This window comes from Nonomuraea jabiensis (assembly GCF_014204795.1).
In the GTDB taxonomy this organism is placed as follows: Bacteria; Actinomycetota; Actinomycetes; order Streptosporangiales; family Streptosporangiaceae; genus Nonomuraea; species Nonomuraea jabiensis.
In genome coordinates this window covers 12,731,514-12,747,528 of sequence record NZ_JACHMB010000001.1, presented here as the reverse complement: position 1 = coordinate 12,747,528, position 16,015 = coordinate 12,731,514, and the positions used below count along the sequence as shown (strand labels likewise).

General features: G+C 72.2%; 13 protein-coding genes. 6 read left to right on the top strand and 7 right to left on the bottom strand.

All coding sequences use genetic code 11. From position 1 onward, the window contains the following. Positions 1 to 139: 139 nt before the first annotated feature. Both HD596_RS58135 and HD596_RS58130 read left to right on the top strand, forming a co-directional pair. Complete coding sequence (locus tag HD596_RS58135) at positions 140 to 661, top strand: PH domain-containing protein (RefSeq protein WP_313047481.1); 522 nt, start codon at positions 140 to 142, stop codon at positions 659 to 661. A 158-nt stretch (positions 662 to 819) separates the two neighbouring features. Further along, positions 820 to 2,286, top strand: a complete 1,467-nt coding sequence (locus HD596_RS58130; protein WP_313047480.1) for a PH domain-containing protein — start codon at positions 820 to 822, stop codon at positions 2,284 to 2,286. A gap of 128 nt (positions 2,287 to 2,414) precedes the next feature. Here HD596_RS58130 and sepH read toward each other — a convergent pair whose 3' ends face one another. From sepH to HD596_RS58105, 5 genes are all read right to left on the bottom strand, one after another. Continuing rightward, positions 2,415 to 5,159 carry a septation protein SepH gene (sepH, locus tag HD596_RS61115; RefSeq protein ID WP_221520096.1) on the bottom strand — a complete coding sequence of 915 codons (2,745 nt, stop codon included), beginning with the start codon at positions 5,157 to 5,159 and terminating at the stop codon, positions 2,415 to 2,417. A gap of 160 nt (positions 5,160 to 5,319) precedes the next feature. Beyond that, on the bottom strand, positions 5,320 to 6,264 hold the full coding sequence (locus tag HD596_RS58120; RefSeq protein WP_185077864.1) for a protease inhibitor I9 family protein: 945 nt from the start codon (positions 6,262 to 6,264) through the stop codon (positions 5,320 to 5,322). Positions 6,265 to 6,343: 79 nt separating this feature from the next. After that, positions 6,344 to 7,621: a D-arabinono-1,4-lactone oxidase gene (locus tag HD596_RS58115; RefSeq protein WP_185077863.1), complete on the bottom strand. Its 1,278-nt coding sequence runs from the start codon at positions 7,619 to 7,621 to the stop codon at positions 6,344 to 6,346. Between the two features lie 43 nt (positions 7,622 to 7,664). Further along, the gene (locus HD596_RS58110; protein WP_185077862.1) at positions 7,665 to 8,390 is read right to left on the bottom strand and encodes a polysaccharide deacetylase family protein; all 726 of its coding nucleotides are present in this window, start codon (positions 8,388 to 8,390) and stop codon (positions 7,665 to 7,667) included. A 54-nt stretch (positions 8,391 to 8,444) separates the two neighbouring features. Further along, on the bottom strand, positions 8,445 to 9,647 hold the full coding sequence (locus tag HD596_RS58105) for an MFS transporter (protein WP_185077861.1): 1,203 nt from the start codon (positions 9,645 to 9,647) through the stop codon (positions 8,445 to 8,447). A gap of 93 nt (positions 9,648 to 9,740) precedes the next feature. On the opposite strand from HD596_RS58105, the gene HD596_RS58100 reads away from it, so the two are divergent. Continuing rightward, positions 9,741 to 10,922 carry a lytic transglycosylase domain-containing protein gene (locus tag HD596_RS58100; protein WP_185077860.1) on the top strand — a complete coding sequence of 394 codons (1,182 nt, stop codon included), beginning with the start codon at positions 9,741 to 9,743 and terminating at the stop codon, positions 10,920 to 10,922. Positions 10,923 to 11,022: 100 nt separating this feature from the next. On the opposite strand, the gene HD596_RS58095 is transcribed toward HD596_RS58100, so the two are convergent. Beyond that, positions 11,023 to 11,976 (bottom strand): ferrochelatase, encoded by a 954-nt coding sequence (locus HD596_RS58095; RefSeq protein WP_185077859.1) that lies wholly within the window; start codon positions 11,974 to 11,976, stop codon positions 11,023 to 11,025. 170 nt (positions 11,977 to 12,146) lie between these two features. Between HD596_RS58095 and HD596_RS58090 the strand changes: the two genes are divergently transcribed. Beyond that, a complete protein-coding gene (locus HD596_RS58090; protein ID WP_313047479.1) occupies positions 12,147 to 14,123 on the top strand; it encodes a S9 family peptidase in 1,977 nt (658 codons plus the stop codon). Next, entirely contained in the window at positions 14,123 to 14,911 is a 789-nt protein-coding gene (locus HD596_RS58085) for an inositol monophosphatase family protein (protein WP_185077858.1), read from the top strand. The genes HD596_RS58090 and HD596_RS58085 overlap by 1 nt, the downstream gene beginning before the upstream one ends. A 46-nt stretch (positions 14,912 to 14,957) precedes the next feature. Here HD596_RS58085 and HD596_RS58080 read toward each other — a convergent pair whose 3' ends face one another. After that, positions 14,958 to 15,122 (bottom strand): hypothetical protein, encoded by a 165-nt coding sequence (locus tag HD596_RS58080; RefSeq protein ID WP_165959788.1) that lies wholly within the window; start codon positions 15,120 to 15,122, stop codon positions 14,958 to 14,960. 235 nt (positions 15,123 to 15,357) lie between these two features. Here HD596_RS58080 and HD596_RS58075 point away from each other — a divergent pair, with 235 nt between their 5' ends. Further along, positions 15,358 to 16,011, top strand: a complete 654-nt coding sequence (locus HD596_RS58075; protein ID WP_125646423.1) for a response regulator transcription factor — start codon at positions 15,358 to 15,360, stop codon at positions 16,009 to 16,011. Positions 16,012 to 16,015: the final 4 nt, after the last annotated feature.

The window sequence follows — 16,015 nt, the reverse complement described above, 5'->3', positions numbered from 1 at the left end:
CTCGACAGCCTGCGGCCGGCCGCCACCGAGCATGGCACCGGGGCGGAGGGGCGCGACGGCCGACACGCCGAGAATCTCGGTCGATCTTTACCGGCTCGCGGACTGATCGCCTTGCCTCCGCGCGCCCTAAGCTGGCCTTGTGACGTCAACTGGCCCGCTGCGCGATCCGGCGAACCGCGTCTCGCCGAAAGCCGTCCGCCTGTGGCTGCTCGAGTCGCTGGTCGCGTTCGTGTTCCTTCTCGGCGGCTCGCTTCTGGTGGCGCGGTGGGTCGGCGGGAGCGGCTGGTCGTGGGTGCCCGGCTGGTTCGCGGACAACTCCTGGCTGCTGCCGGCCGCGGTGGTGCTGCTGACGGCGCCGTTCCTGGTGGCCGAGCCGTTCGTACGGTACGCCGTGCACCGCTGGGAGCTCTCAGGGGACGTCGTCTACGCCAGGTCGGGGTTCTTGACCAGGGAGTGGGTGTTCGTGCCCGTGAGCCGCATCCAGACGGTCGACAAGGGGCAAGGATGGATGGAGCGGCTGCTCGGGCTGGCCACGCTCGAGATCCGTACCGCGTCCCATGCCGGGTCCTCGACGATCAAGGGTCTTGACTACGGGGTGGCGGCCGGGCTCGCCGAGCAGCTCGCGCACCGCGCCGAGGCGCTCAGGGACGACGCGACATGACCGGCCCGCACCACCACCCGCAAGGCGACCCGTCCCCTCAGCCGCATCCTCCGCTTCAAAGCGGGCCGTATCCTCAGGGCGGCGCACCGCCCTCGGCCGGCGGAGATGGGAGCGGTCCGCCCGGCCCGGCGGGAGGGCCGCCGGGTCCTCCGGTCCGGGTGCCGCTGCGGCTGAGCCCCAAAGTGCTGCTCATCGACCCCGTACGCATGCTGCCCTCCCTCCTCCTGCCCCTCGTCGGCGTGCTGTTCGTGGGCGGGTTCTCGGCCCACTCCTACGGCTGGGCGGCCCTGGGCGTGGGGGGCACCGTGGTGTTCGCGATCATCAGGTGGGCCACCTTCAGCTACGAGATCCTCGGCGACCGGCTGGAGACCAAGCGGTCGCTGATCAGCCGTTCCGTCCGTACCATCCCGCTTGAGCGGATCCGCGGCGTCGACGTGTCCACACCGCCCCTGCACCGCCTGCTCGGCCTGACCGTGCTCAAGATCGACACCGGGGCCAGTGGCGGCGACGAGGAGGCCGAGCTCGACGGGATCACGCCGGAGGAGGCCGAACGCCTCAAGTCGGTGCTGCTGCGGCGCGCACCCCGGCCCGAGGCGCAGGTGTCCGAGGTGGCGGTCCCCCAGGAGCGGGTGATCATCGGGGTGCCGCGGAAGTGGCTGCTGTACGGGCCGCTGTCGGGCGCGTACCTGCTCACCCCCTTCGCCCTCGCGGGCGGCGCCGTGGGCCTGGTGTTCCAGTGGGGCGACGATCTGGGCCTCGACCAGGACACCGCCTGGAGCGCCGGGGAATGGATCTGGGACCACCCCTACCTGCTGGTGGCCGTGGCGGTGCTGCTCGTGCTGGCGATGCCGTTCGTGGGCGGGCTGATGTACGCGGTCTTCAACTGGGACTTCAAGCTCAAGCACCGCGACGGCTACCTGGTCGCCGAACGCGGGCTGATCAACCGGCGCAGCGTGTCGCTGGAGTCCGCCCGGGTGCGCGGCTACGAGATCGTGGACGGGCTCGCCGAACGCTGGGCCGGGGTCGTACGGGCCTGGGCCATCGTCACGGGGCTGGGCGACTCCGAGACGCGCGGCCAGCTCCTGCCCGACGTGCCCCGGACCGTGGCGTACCAGGTGACCGCGGAGGCCATCGGCTCCTCCCAGGCCGAGCTCCGCCGCCACCCGCACGTGGCGCGCAACCGCCGCCTGTTCCGCGCCGTCTTCCCGTGGGCCGTGCTCGCGGTGGCGAGCGCCGCGGGGATCTGGGCGACGGGGATGATCCTCTGGTGGGTCCTGCTGGTGGTCGCGTTGCTGCTGGCCGGGGTCGGGATTCCGCTGGGGCTCGACCGGTACCGGTCACTGGGGCACGGCTACGACGGGGTACGCGTGGCGGTGCGGTCGGGGTCGCTGCGGCGCTCCCACGCCGTGATCGAACGCCGGGCCGTGGTGGGGTGGCGGCTGCGGCAGACGTGGTTTCAGCGGCGGGCCGGAGTGCTCACGCTGATCGCCGGGGTCGGGGCGGGCAAGGGGGGCTACTCGGCGATCGACGTGTCGGTGGCCCAGGGGGCGGCGTTTCCCGCCGAGGTGACGCCGGAGTGGCTCGCGCCCTTCCTCGCCTCCCACGGCACACCGCCCGCGTCCTGACCCCACGTTGCCGCCCGAGCCCCCGGCCCCTCTTCTGTGAGCGGTTGGCCGGGGACCCTTGTCCTTCGCGGCGGCGGTGGACCGGGGCCTTGGCGGTGGGCCGCCGAGGTCGGCCTCCGGGCCTGGGGTCAGTCCTGGCGGCGGGCGCCGAACATGATCTCGTCCCAGGTCGGGACCGAGGCACGGCGGCCCCGCGAGCCCTTGCGCGCCTGGCGGGCCGCCGGAGCGGGCGGGGGAGACGGCACCGGCACGGGCGGCTCCTCCTTGGGCGCGTCCTTGCCGGAGCGCGCCGCCGGGACCGCCGGGGCGGTCTTGGGCTCCGTGGGCTTGGGCTTGGGAGCGGGCGCCGGCGGCTTGACCTCCTGAGCGGGCTGCTCGGGCTCGGCCGCGCTCTGAGACTCCGGTACAGCGGCCTCCGCCGCAGCCTCGGCAGCGGGCTCCGGTGCGGCGGTGCTGGCGGGCTCCGCTGCGGCCGTGGTCGCGGCCTGGGGTGCGGTGACCTCAGGGGTCACCTCGGGCTGCGGCTTGGCGTCCGGTACGGCCTGGGCCGCCTCCTGCTCGGGCTTGGTGGCCGTCGGCTCAGCGGTGGGCGCGTCGGCGGCCGGCTTGGAGGTCTCGGCCTTCGCGGCGGCGGCCTGGGCGTCCGCGGCGGGCGCGGTGTCCCCATCGGCGGGTGCGTCGGCAGGCGCGGAGACGGCCTCGGAGACCGGCGCGGGAGCGGGCTCGGAAGGGGGCTCGACGTCGCTGGCCGGCGATGCGACCGGCTCGGTGGCCGAGGACGCGACGGGCTCGGTGGCCGAGGACGCGACGGGCTCGGTGGCCGACGACTGGACCGGCTCTGTGACTGGCGCCGACTCGGTGATTGCCGCCGACTCCGAGGTGGCCACCGGCTCGGCAGCCGCGGCCGGTGCCACAGACGCGGCGGGCTCGCTGGCTGCGGTCGGCTCGGAGGTCGCCGTGGGCTGGGTGGCCGCGGTCGGCTCGGAGGTCGCGGTCGGCTCGGAGGTCGCGGTCGGCTCGGAGGTCGCTGCGGGCTCGGCGGTTGCGGTCGGTGCCGTAGATGCCGCGGGTTCGCTGACCGGGGTCGGATCTGCGGTCGTCGTTGGCTCGCTGGCCGACGTCGGCTCGGTGGTCGTCACGGCCTCGGCGGGCCCTGCGGAGTCTGCGGACGCCGCAGGCTGCGCGACCGCCGTCGCCTCTCGGGCCGCCTCTGGGGCCACCACCGACTCCGGGGTTGTGGTCGGCTCGGAGGGCGCGACCGGGGCCGGGGGCGTGCTCGGCTGGCTGGTCGCGTCGGAGTGGGCGTCCTGAGCAGGCTCCGTGGACGGCTCCGGTGCGGCAGGCGGCGCGACCGCGGCGGACGTCGCGGTTTCGGGCTGCTGGGCCGCGGGTGTCGCCGCCTCGGCCTGCGCGACCTCGGCCTGCGGGGCGTCGGGCGTCGCGGCCTCAGCCTGCGCGACCTCGGCCTGCGCGACCTCGGCCTGCGCGACCTCGGCCTGCGCGACCTCGGCCTGCGGGGCTTCGGGCCTCGCGGCCTCAACCTGCGCGACCTCGGGCTGCCGGGCCTCGGGCTGCGCGACCTCGGGCTGCGGGGTCTCGCGCTGTGCGGGAGACCCCGCGGCGGTGGTTGCCTGGGTGTGGCCGGCGCGCTGGGCTTCGGCGACGCGCTGGGCCTCGGTGGCGGGCTGGTGATGGGGCTCGGTGGTGGGACGGGGATGGGGCGTCGTGACGGCGGCGGTCTGGGACGGGGCGGGGGTCTCCGGGGCAGGGGTCTGGTCGCGGCCGGCCACGGGGCGCTCGTAGGCGGGCGGCTCCTCGACGGCGGGCGGCGGTGAGGTGCGGGAGTCCGGGGGCGTGGCGGCGGGGGCGTAGATGGAGGAGTCGGCGTCGCGTCCGGCAGGACGGCCAGGCCCGAAGTCGGGCAGCCACGGCGAAGACCCGCCGCGGCGGGACGAGGTGTCGCCGGGGCGGGCGTAGCCGGTCTCGCGGGCGGGCGGCTCCGGCCGGTAGGGCTCGCCGGGGTCGGGCGTGTCGAAGGACGCCTCTCTGGCGGCGTCAGGCTCACGTGCGGGCGCGCTCCGCTCGAACGGGGGCGCCGCCTCCGGAGCGCGGCCGTACGCCGTCTCCGGCGACCTGGGCGGCGGGTTGTAGCCGACCGCCGGCTCCTCAGGCTCGCGGCGCACCACCGAGGGGAACGGCAGCGGGTCGGAGGCGAGCGGCGGCACCGGCTGCAGCTTGGCCACCCGCGGCGTGAACGGCGTCACCGTCGTGTCCTCCACCACGACGGGATCCGGGTCGAAGTCGGCCGCCGACAGCCGCATGGCCTCGTCGTCGTGGGGCGTCACGTGCCGCTTGCGCGGGTCGAACAGCCATTCGGCGTGGCGCGTGTGACCGTTCCAGACGTAGCCGAGCTTGACGCGCCACAGCCCGTCGTCGCGCTTGGCGGAGTCCCAGTCGATCTCGTCGGTGGGCACGCCCCGCCTGGTCAGCCGCTCGGCGACGAGGTCGCCCAGGGTGGGCCCGGGCGCCGACTCGCCGGGCATCCGGACGGCCACACGTTGCGCCTGCTGGGCGACGTACTCCCGCTCCTGCAGCACCGGACCCTCGAACCAGCGGACACGCTCGACCGGGATCCCGGCGGTCGCGGCTATCTCCTCCGCCGTCTCTCCGGCGCGGATGCGAGCCTGGATCTCCTTGGGGCGCAACGGACTCTCCACTTCGATCTCGTACTGGCCGAGACGGGAGAAGTTGCCGCGGACGGCAGCACGGAGCCGGTCGTCCACGGGAAGCGTGAAGCGCGTACCTCGCCCGGCAGTAGCCAGCACGAGATAGGTGCCGTCCTCACTCACCGCGACGAGTCGGAGCTCCTGCATGCGAGTCCCTTCGTCAGCGTCGCCATTCTTCCCCCGGACCCTTGAGTCTCTCGCGTGTGCCGGTTGCCTGCCAGCACCGTACCCGGCATGTCCGAACATCGCCTTCCTGGGATACTCCCGGGACGGTGTGACGCCGGTCACATTTGTCGAATCCATCCCTCTAGAGCCCGCCGTTGTGCAAGTGGAGGTTAGAGGCCCCTGACGGATTCTGACGAATCGCGGCGCGTGGTGTCGTGCACTTGAGCCAAGAGGCCAGAACGGATGGGGCGGCGCCAGGATGGCGCTCCAGGTATTGGGCGGCGACCCCGGCCAGATACGGGGCGTGATCGGAGAACGCCGGACCGCCGGGCGAAATCCGGCAGGCGCCGGAGGACGCGGCGCCGACCACGAAGACGCCCGACCGCACCAGCGACCGCGTGGCGGTGTCGAGCGCGGGGGAGTCGGACTCGTCGACGGCCAGGTTCGCGACGGACGGGCCGTGGGCGTGCCTGCCGATCCAGTCCAGCCCGGCCAGCAGGTCGGCCAGGGTGCCGTAGCCGGCGCAGCCGAGCACCCGCACGGAGGCGATCCTGGCCTTGGGCGCCATGACGTTGACGCGCCGGGCGGCCTCGGTGCCGTGGCCCGCGCAGTCGTGCCCGGTGCCGCCGGTGGCGTCGAAGGCGCGCCAGGCCCGGTCGCCGAGCTCGGCCCGGGCCGTGTCCAGGCCGCTGTCCACGACGTACACGGTGGTGCCGGCGCCGGTGGCCCCGCGGGAGCGCGGGCGAGGTCTCCCGAGCGCCATGGGGCGGATCTCGCGGTCGGCCTCGACCGCGAGCACCCGCGGGTCCGACCGGAGCTCGGCCAGCTCGGCGGCGGTGAGGAAGGTGGCGAATCCGGGCAGTGCGGCGGTGTAGTAGCGCCGCACCCGCCACCGCACCTCGCCGACGAGATCGCGGGCGGCGCCGCGGCTGCGTGCGGTGACGATGAAGGGCCGGGTCGGCTCGGTGGGGGCGGGCCGCAGGGCGAGTCCTGACGCGGGCGTCATGGCGAGAGGAACGGCGGTCGTGGCGGCGGTGGCCACGGCCGCGGCGAGGTACACGGAGGGCAGGCCGAGTCGTCGGGGCACGAGTTACGAGGATGCCCTCCACACGGCCCGCGCGGATCCCAGGACACGTTTTCGAGCAAGCTCTTTACCTAACGATGCGTTAGCCGAGCACTAGATCCAGGTACTCGTTGGCGAACAGGCGACCCGGGTCGAGCCGGTCGCGCAGGGCCGTGAAGTCCGCGAAGCGGGGATAGACCTTGTTCAGGTAGGAGGCGTCCCTGGTGTGCAGCTTGCCCCAGTGCGGCCGCCCGTCCAGCCGCGTCATGATCTCCTCCACGCCCTCGAAGTACGCGGGGTTCGGCGTCGGCCGGTAGATGTGGCACGCGAGGTACGCCGACGGCCGCCCGTACGCGGTGGACAGCCACGCGTCGCTGGGCGGCGTGACCCGCACCTCCACCGGGAACGTGATCTTCCAGTCCATCCGGTCGATCAGATCCCTGGTCTCGCGCAGCGCCTGGCCGAGGCGTTCGCGCGGCACCGCGTACTCCATCTCGAGGAAGCGCACGTCCCGCCGCGCCGTGAAGACCTTGTACGACGTGTCCACCGACTCCGAGTCGCCGAGCGCCGCCGCGCTGACGGCGTTGATCCGCGGGATCAGGTCGGGGAAGCGGCCTCCGAGCGCGCAGGCCGCGCCGAAGACGGTGTTCTCCAGGAAGACGTTGTCCAGCCAGTGCCGCAGCGCGCCCGGCGGCCGGGCCGGGCCGGGGCTGCGGTTGTTGGTCTTGACCAGGCAGGCGTCGGTGTGCGGCAGCCAGAAGAAGTCGAGGTGCTCGTTGGCCGAGGTCAGCTCGTCGAGCGAGGCGAGCATCTCGCTGAGCGGCAGCTTTCGCCGCCGATTATGCAGCAGGAACGCGGGCTCCACCCGGAGCGTCACGGCCGTCAGCACCCCGAGCGCGCCCAGCCCCACCCTGGCCGCGTCGAACAGGTCCTCGCCCGGCCCGGCCGTCGTCACCGAGCCGTCGGCCAGCACCAGCTCCAGCTCGGCGACCTGGTCGGCCAGGCCGCCGCTGTCGCGGCCGGTGCCGTGCGTGCCGGTCTGGATCGCGCCCGCGACGGTCTGCTCGGTGATGTCGCCCATGTTGGCCAGGGCCAGGCCGCGCTCGTCGAGCAGTTCGTTCAGCACGCGGAGCGGGGTGCCGGCCAGCACGGTCACGCGGTCGTCGCCCCATGACCTGATCCCGGTGAGCGCGCCGGGGCGCAGCATGATGCCGTCGGTGAGGGCCACCCCCGTGAAGGAGTGGCCCGTGCCCACCATGCGGACCCGCCGCCCGGAGGCGGCGGCGTCCCGCACGGCGCGTACGACGTCCTCGACCGAGGCCGGCGTACGCACCTCGGCAGGGGTGCCCGACTGGTTACGCGCCCAATTCGCGAACGTCATGAGCACCCCTCCAGAGCGTCATTCGGTTAAACGCGAACGATACTCACTTCTCCCAGCCGGCGGGAACCGGGAAGATGTCGCCGGGCTGCAGGTTCTGCCCCTTGACGATGTCGGACACCGTCACGAGGTGGTAGCCCTTCTTCTGGAGCGACTTGATGAGGGCCGGCATCGCGTCCACGGTCTGCTTCACCCAGTCGTGCATCAGGATGATGCCGTTGGGCTGCGCGACCTCCATGGTCTTCTTCTTGATGGCGTCGACGTTCTTGCTGGCCCAGTCCTCGGAGCCGGCGGTCCACAGGATCATCGGCATGCCGAACTCCGTGGCGACGTCGGCGGTCTGCAGGTCGGCCAGCCCGTACGGCGGGCGCAGCAGCTTGGGCTCGACGCCCGCGGCCTTCTTGACCGCGTCCTGGGTCTTCTTGATCTCGTTCCTGATGGTGCCGGGCTCGGACTTGGTGAAGTCCGGGTGGCTGTAGCTGTGGTTGCCGACCTCGTGGCCCTCGGCGACCATGCGCTTGACGAACGCGGGGCGGCTCTTGACGTACTGGCCCTCGAGGAAGAACGTCGCCTTCGCGTCGTACTTCTTCAGCGTGTCGAGCAGCGTTCCCGCGTACTTGCCGGGCCCGTCGTCGAACGTCAGCGCCAGGCACTTGACCTGCTCGCAGTCGACGGGCGCGGCCTTCTTCGGCGCCTGTGCGAAGGCAGGCGCCGGGGCCAGAGTGACGCAAACTGCCGCGATAGCTAGAAGTGAACTGATTTGTCGGGACATAGGTAGTGCTTCCAATGAGATGGGTGTTGCGAGGGATGTCCCGACCGTAGCGGATCAACTCTTGGCGGGTGAAGGAGCCTCGGGAAGTCTCAGCAAACCCGAACCTCCGATGCCCACGACCGCGGCCAGGATCGCCGACCCCCAGGAGAAGGCGTAGGCGTTGGTCGCGCCGAACAGCTCGGTGAGCCGCCCGCCGGCCCACGCGCCGACCGCCACGCCGAACCCGATCGAGGTCGAGATCCACGCCATGCCCTCGGTGAGCAGGGACGGCGGCACCAGCCGCTCGGTGAGCGAGAAGCCCGTGATGAGCGTCGGCGAGATGGCGAACCCGGCCAGGAACAGCGCCGCCGCCATGATCCACGCGTCACCGATGAACATGATCGGTATGAGTCCCACCACGAACAGCGCGAGCGTCCGCACGAACCGCCCGCGCAGCGAGATCTTCCAGTCCCGCGACCCGAACCACAGCCCCGACACCATCGACCCGCCCGCGAACGCCGCCAGCAGGAACCCGGAGGCGCCCTTCACGCCGTGCTCCTCCGCGAAGGCCACCGTGATCAGGTCGACCGAGCCGAACACCGCGCCCAGTGCCAGGTAGACGCACGCCAGCAGGGCGATGCCGGGGATCAGGATGGGCGAGCCCGCCGCCGACCTGACCGGCTGCACGGGCGGCTGGGTGCGCCGCTGGGCCGCCAGCGCGAGGGCGCCGAGGAGCATGCAGACCAGGGCCACGACCAGCCCCGCGTACGGGTTGACGGCGGTGGCCAGCACCGTGACCAGCGCGGGCCCGGTGACGAAGATGACCTCGTCCACCACCGACTCGAAGGCGAACGCGGTGTGCAGCTTGCCCGACCCGCCGTGGATGACCGACCAGCGGGCCCGCACCATGGAGCCCAGCGACAGCGAGGTGGCGCCCACGAGCAGGCCCGAGGCGTACAGCGTCCAGTCGGGCAGGCCGAACCCGGCGCACAGCATCAGCGCCAGCAGCGCGATCGCGTTGACGACGGCGAACGGCGGGATCACCCGGCTCTGCCCGAACCTGTCCACGAGGCGGCCCGACATGGGGGCGGCCACGGCGAAGGCCAGGTTGGTCATGGCGGCGACGCCGCCGGCGGTGGCGTACGACGAGGTGAGCGCGGAGACCAGCAGCACGACCCCGATGCCGAGCATGGACATCGGCATGCGGCCGATGAATCCCGCCAGCACGAATCCCTTGACGCCGGGCCCGTCGAACAATCCCCGGTAAGGCCCGACCACGCCGTTTCCCCCTTACTTGAGCCAAGTAACCATGACGCACCGTATGTCCGTATGGCAAGTGATTTAGCGGGCGAGTGGGTTAACGTGTCCCGAGTGTCCGGTCTTCCCTCGTTGCGTGCGGTCATCCTCATGGTCGCCGCCGTGCTCGTGGTCACGGCCGCGGCCGGCGGAGTCGTCGTGATCCTGGGCGACGACCTGGTCAAAACCGCGAACGAGCCGGTGCGCAGGAAGCCCACGCAGCGGCCGCAGCAGCCCTCGCCCCGCCTCGACCAGCTCGTGCCCACGGCCGCGCCGGTCAAGGAGCCCGTCAAGGACTTCGGCCAGGGCGGCCCCGGGGTCACCGCGACGCCGCCGCGCGTGCTGGCCATCGCCGCGGGCGCGGTGCCGAAGAGCACGAGGTTCGCGCTCAGCGCGCTGAAGTACGTGCAGAAGGTGGCCGTGGTGGACGCGGGCGCGGTCAAGGTGGCCGGCACCGCCCTGAACCTGCTGGCCGTAGACCCCGCCGACTTCCGCTCCTGGACGCCGCAGCCCGTCGCCGATCAGCCCGCCGTGTGGAGCGCGCTGGCCAGGGGCGAGCTGGTGGCCGACGCGGGCGCGATGCGCAGGTTCGGGATGATCCTGGGCGGCATGTACCAGGTGGACGGCGGTCCCCGCCTGCGCGTGGCGGCCTCGGCCACGCTCGGGCTCATGGGCGTGGACGGGCTGGTGAGCGCGGATCTGGGCAGGTCGCTGGGGTTCGCGCCGGGGGTGGCGGTGCTGCTGCACGGCAAGGCCGGCAAGATCAGCGAGTCGGGGGTGCGCAAGGTCCTCGGCAAGGGCTCGCAGGTCGTCATGCTGGACGCGGCGCACCGTACGCCTAAGCAACAGAAGCCGCAGACCACGGTGAACGTGGGCCGCCCGGGCAGCTACCTGGACCTGTACAAGGCGGCGGCCACCCGCTGCCCCGGGCTGTCGTGGACGGTGCTGGCGGCGATCGGGCAGGTGGAGAGCAGCCACGGCCGCAACAACGGCCCGTCCAGCGCGGGCGCGCTCGGGCCCATGCAGTTCATGCCCGCCACCTGGAAGCACTACGGCGTGGACGGCGACGGGGACGGCAAGGCCGACATCTGGAGCCCGTACGACGCGGTGCCCGGCGCCGCCAACTACCTGTGTGCCAACGGCGCCGGCCAGGGCGGCGAGAAGCTACGCAAGGCGATCTGGTTCTACAACCACTCCTGGGACTACGTGAACAAGGTCATGGGGATCGCCGACGCGTACGCCCGCACTTACGCCTGAGGGCGCCGCGAGGGAGCGCCGCCGCCTGGACTGAGGAGCGTCGGGAGCGTAGCGACCAGAGCGACGAAGGAAGGCGGCGGACTTCAGCGACCGAGCCGCCTCACGAAGTGAGGCGATGAACACTGGGCGGTGGGCAGCACGTGAGCGCGCAGGGGATGGGCTCGGGCTCGTCCATCAGCTCGCGCACCATCTGGACGAAGCGCGGGTGCGTGCCGGCGGTCGCCGCCCGCTCCATGGGCAGCCCCAGCTCGGCGGCCACCTGCCTGGCCTCGGTGTCGAGGTCGTAGACGACCTCCATGTGGTCGGAGACGAACCCGATCGGCACCAGCACGACCGAACGGGCGTCCGTCTTGCGCAGGAAGTCGCAGACGTCCGGCTCCAGCCACGGCACCTGCGGCGGGCCGCTGCGCGACTGCCACACCAGGTCCCACGGCTGCGTGCGGCCGAGCGCCTGGCTGACCAGCTCGGCGCTCCTGCGGAGCTGCGCCTCGTACAGGCCGCCGGAGGGGCCCGCGGTCTCGGCCATGGAGACGGGGATGCTGTGGGCGGTGAACACCAGCCTGGCGTCGTCGCGGCCGAGCCGTTCGAGCGCCGCCCGGGTGTGGTCGGCCATCGCGGCCACGAACCCCGGGTGGTCGCCGAAGTGGCGCATCTTGACCAGCTCGGGGCCGTCCTCGGCGGAGATCCTGGCGATGTCCTCGTAGTACTGGCGGCAGCTCGAGTAGCCCGCGAACGCCGACGTCGCGAACACGGCCGCCTTCCTGACCCCGTCGGCCTTCATCTGGCGGACGGTGTCCTCGCCGAACGGGTGCCAGTTGCGGTTGCCCCAGTAGACGGGCACGCCGGCGATCGGGCGCAGCGCCTCGACCAGGTCGCGGTTCTGCTGGTTGATCGGGCTGACCCCGCCGAAGCCCTGGTAGTGCTCGGCCACCTCGAGCAGCCGCTCGCGCGGCACCCCCCTGCCGCGCACGACGTTCTCCAGGAACGGCAGCACGTCGTCGGGCCCCTCGGGGCCGCCGAACGACAGAACCAGCAACGCGTCGTATGTTCCCACGTGACCACAGTATTCAGGAGTGCGGGCGGTCTCTGCAGCGAGGGAGCGCCGTTGCCTGGACTGAGGAGCGCAGGGAGCGCAGCGACCGGAGCGACGAGGGAAGGCAACGGCTCCCCGGCGACCGAGCACAGCCTCACGGAGTGAGGCTATGAACAGGTAGGTTCGATTGAGTGAGCGCATTCAATGACATACGCGACTACGTGGCCATCCCCCGGGTTCTCTCGCTGAAGCTCTCCCCTGACGGCTCCAGGTTGATCTCCACAGTCCAGTCACTCAACCCCGACGGCAAGTCCTACGGCACCGCGCTCTGGGCGATTCCGGTCGACGGCGAGCCCTACCGGCTGACCCGCTCCGCCAAGGGCGAGTCGGCCGCGGTCTTCACGGCCGCGGGCGACGTGCTGTTCACCTCCGCCCGCCCCGACCCGACCGCCAAGGACTCCTCCGACGAGGTGCCCGCGCTCTGGCTGCTGCCCCGCGCGGGCGGTGAGGCCCGCCAGGTGGTCGGCCGCCCCGGCGGGATCGGCGCGGTGCGTACGGCCGCCGACGTCGTGGTGTTCTCCTCCGATGTGCTCGACGGCGAGGAGGCGGCCGACGAGGCCAGGCGCAAGGCCCGCAAGGACGCCGGGATCAGCGCCATCCTGCACGAGGGCTACCCGGTCCGCTTCTGGGACCACGACCTCGGTCCCGGCCGCACCAGGCTGTTCGCCGCCAGGCTCGGCGCCGACCGCCTGGAGGACGTGCGCGAGCTGACCCCCGACGCGGGGGAGGCGCTGCGGGACGCCTCGTTCGAGCTGAGCCCGGACGGCGCCACGGTGATCGCGACCTGGCGCACGTACCTGCCGAAGGGCGAGAGCCGTACCGACCTGGTGGCCATCGACGTGGCCACGGGCGAGCGGCGCACGGTGCTCACCGAGGAGGGCTTCGACTTCACGGGCCCCCTCGCGATCTCGCCCGACGGCTCCAAGGTGGCCTGCGCCCGCGAGCGGTTCACCGGGCTGGAGGTCTCGGCGCGCGTCGAGCTGTGGATCGCCGACGTGGCCACCGGCGAGGGCCGCGCGTACGCGCCCGACCTGTTCCCCTCGGACATCGAGTGGGCGCCGGACTCCTCGGCCGTCTACATCGTGGCCGACCACCAGGGCCGCCGCCCGGTCTTCCGCGTCCCGCTGGACGGCGAGGCGGCCCGCCTCACCCCGGACGACGCCGCGTACGCCGGGCTCAACGTCTCCTCCGACGGCGCCTCCGTCTACGCGCTGCGCAGCGGCATCGCCCTCGCCCCCGGCCCGGCCAGGATCGACGTGGCCGGCGGCGAGATCATCGACCTGCCCTCGCCCGCGCCGCGCCCCGAGGTGCCGGGCACGCTGACCGAGATCTCCGCCACCGCCGACGACGGCGCCACGATCCGCGGCTGGCTCGCGCTGCCCGAAGGCGCCTCCGCCGACGAGCCGGCGCCGTTCCTGCTGTGGATCCACGGCGGCCCGGTGGCCTCGTGGAACGACTGGCAGTGGCGCTGGCAGGTGTGGCTCATGACCCAGCGCGGGTACGCCGTCCTCATGCCGGACCCGTGCCTGTCCACCGGCTACGGGCAGGAGATGATCGACCGCGGCTGGGGCAACTGGGGCCCGCGCACCCAGGCCGACCTCGATGCGATCGTCGACGTGGCCCTGGCCAGGGACGACATCGACCGCGAGCGCATCGGCGCGATGGGCGGCTCGTACGGCGGCTACATGGCCAACTGGCTCGCCGGCCACAGCGACCGCTACAAGGCCATCGTCACCCACGCGGCACTGTGGAACCTCGACCAGTTCGCCGGCACCACCGACGCCGCCATGTACTGGCAGCGCGAGATGGGCGAGCCCGGCTCCGAGCGGTACGACCTCCTGTCGCCGCACAACTCCCTCGACAAGATCACCACCCCGATGCTCGTCATCCACGGCGACAAGGACTACCGCGTGCCGATCGGCGAGGCTCTGCGGCTCTGGTGGGACCTGCGGCGCAGCGAGGTCGAGTCGAAGTTCCTGTACTTCCCCGACGAGAACCACTGGATCCTCAAGCCGGGCAACATCGTCGCCTGGTACGAGACCGTGTTCGCGTTCCTCGCCCAGCACGTGCTCGGCGAGGAGTGGAAGCGTCCGGACTCGGTGGCCTGATGTCGGATTTCCTGAGACTGGCCGAGGACATCGCGCGTGAGGCGGGCGACATGCTGCTCGCCAAGCGGCCCACGATGTCGGAGGAGATCGAGACCAAGTCCAGCCCCACCGACGTGGTCACCGCGCTGGACAAGGCGTCGGAGGAGCTCATCCGCGAGCGCATCCTGGCCGCCAGGCCCGGCGACAGGATCCTCGGCGAGGAGGGCGGGGAGGAGCCCGGCGATTCGGACGTGCGCTGGGTCGTCGACCCGATCGACGGCACCGTGAACTTCCTGTACGGCCTGCCGGAGTGGGCGGTGTCGATCGCCGTCGAGGTGAACGGCCAGGTCGTGGCCGGGGTCGTCAACCTGCCGGCGCGCGGCGAGGTCTACACCGCGGCACTCGGCGAGGGCGCCTGGCTCGGCGCGGAGCGGCTGCGCTGCAACACGGGCGTGCCGCTCGCGCAGGCGCTGGTGGCGACCGGGTTCGGCTACGGGGTGAGCAGGCGCGCGGTCCAGGGCCAGGTGGTCGCGGCGGTGCTGCCCCGGGTGCGGGACATCAGGCGCGGCGGCTCGTGCGCGATCGACCTGTGCTCGCTCGCGGCCGGCCGCGTGGACGCCTACTACGAGCGCGGCATCAACCCGTGGGACTACGGCGCCGCCGGCCTGGTGGCGACCGAGTCGGGCGCCAGGCTCGAAGGGCTGCACGGCAGGCCGGTGAGCCCGGAGTTCGCGATCTGCGCGGCGCCGGGGCTCTTCGAGGAACTGCACGACCTGCTGGCGGCGCAGAACCCGGAACGGGACGCCTGAACGCGAACGGCCGGAGCCCCCGGGGGCTCCGGCCGTCCGCGCTTGATCAGCGGGGCAACGGGATGCCGTGATCGTCGGCCAGCCTGCGCAGGTCCTCGATCTCGGCGGTGAGCGTGTCAGCGAGATATTCGTCGCCGACGCTACGGGCCTCCCGAAGGCCCTTATAAGCCTGGTCGAGGCGGTGTTCGATCGTGGTCGTGAACTCGCCCATCTCACCTACTCTCTGGGGTCCGATCCATGCTCGTGGGGCGAAGTACGCCCAATGCCGGATGATGGCCGGGCAATGGGTGTCCCGCAGGCATACCCCGGCCCGTCGCACCCCGAAACATGAATTTTCTGCTCCTCTCCCTGACCGGGGGTCACCCACCTCTGAACATGCCTTACCGTGCGCTTATCGAGGCTGTGGACAGAATGAGTGACCAGAATCGGAGAGAGGTGCATCAGGCGTGCGGGTGCTGGTGGTTGAGGATGAGCGGGTGCTCGCCGACGCGATCGCGACCGGGCTGCGGCGCGAGGCCATGGCGGTCGACGTCGCCTACGACGGGGGCGGCGCCCTCGAGCGGACCTCCTACATCGACTACGACGTGATCGTGCTGGACCGCGACCTGCCGGTCGTCCACGGCGACGAGGTGTGCCGTCGCCTGGTGGAGCAGCGCAGCGCCTCGCGGATCCTGATGCTGACCGCGTCGGGCGACGTGGACGACAAGGTGGAGGGGCTCGGCCTGGGGGCCGACGACTACCTGGCCAAGCCGTTCGTGTTCATCGAGCTGGTCGCCAGGGTGCGCGCGCTCGGCCGCCGCTCCGCGCCCGCCCTGCCGCCCGTCCTGGAGCGCGCCGGCATCCGGCTCGACCCGGGCAAGCGGCTGGTGGAGCGCGACGGCAAGGAGGTCGTGCTGACCAAGAAGGAGTTCGCGGTGCTCGAGGAGCTGATGCGGGCCGAGGGCGCCGTGGTCAGCCAGGAGGACCTGCTGGACAAGGCATGGGACGAGAACATCGATCCCTTCACGAACGTGGTCCGCGTGACCATGATGACGCTGCGGAAGAAGCTGGGCGAGCCTCAGGTGATCGAGACTGTGCCCGGGGTTGGGTACAAATTGTGACGGA

What these genes read in the sequence shown, in the direction of transcription:
- HD596_RS58085 (WP_185077858.1), top strand. Translation starts at nt 14,123, where the DNA reads ATGTCGGATTTCCTGAGACTGGCCGAGGACATCGCGCGTGAGGCGGGC.
- HD596_RS58110 (WP_185077862.1), bottom strand. Translation starts at nt 8,390, where the DNA reads ATGTCCCGACAAATCAGTTCACTTCTAGCTATCGCGGCAGTTTGCGTC.
- HD596_RS58115 (WP_185077863.1), bottom strand. Translation starts at nt 7,621, where the DNA reads ATGACGTTCGCGAATTGGGCGCGTAACCAGTCGGGCACCCCTGCCGAG.
- sepH (WP_221520096.1), bottom strand. Translation starts at nt 5,159, where the DNA reads ATGCAGGAGCTCCGACTCGTCGCGGTGAGTGAGGACGGCACCTATCTC.
- HD596_RS58080 (WP_165959788.1), bottom strand. Translation starts at nt 15,122, where the DNA reads ATGGGCGAGTTCACGACCACGATCGAACACCGCCTCGACCAGGCTTAT.